We start from the raw sequence: 536 nt of genomic DNA, 5'->3' as shown, positions 1-536 counted from the left end.
GTTTTCAATTATATTTAAGATATGAATTCGCGGTACTCCTCCCTTGATAAAGGGAGGCTGGGTGGGATTCAAAGGGGCAGTCATGAACAGTATTCAAAATTTAGAACACAGTCGCTCCGATCAAGCAGAAACAATTATTACCAAAACAACATGTCCCTATTGTGGCGTGGGTTGTGGCGTTGATGTCAGTGTCCAACATAAAGCGAATGGCACGACGGTACAAGTTGCAGGAGATCTAGAGCATCCTTCAAACTTTGGACGACTCTGCATTAAGGGCAGTAATTTAGCCGATACCCTAGGTTTGGAAACCCGCGTCTTACAGCCTATGTTTGGTCGTAAAAATCATCGTCAAGTCACGACATGGGATCAGGCGATTGAGAAAATTGCAGACCAGTTCCAAGTGTGTATTGATCAATATGGCGCTGACAGCGTTGCATTTTATGTCGCAGGGCAGTTGCCGACTGAAGACTATTATGTGGTGAATAAATTTGTAAAAGGCTATTTGGGCACTGCCAATATTAATACCAACCCACGCT

The 536-nt window shown here is 43.8% G+C and carries 1 protein-coding gene; it reads left to right on the top strand.

Annotated features, from left to right (window positions below; genetic code table 11):
- Positions 1-82 precede the first annotated feature (82 nt).
- The coding region (locus ACTHUM_RS18410) for a molybdopterin-dependent oxidoreductase (RefSeq protein ID WP_440403738.1) at positions 83-536 on the top strand (454 nt) is incomplete at its 3' end.

The organism is Neisseria sp. P0021.S006, assembly GCF_051956895.1.
The sequence above is the reverse complement of the archived record's forward strand: the minus strand, read 5'-3'. Positions and strand labels throughout refer to the sequence as shown.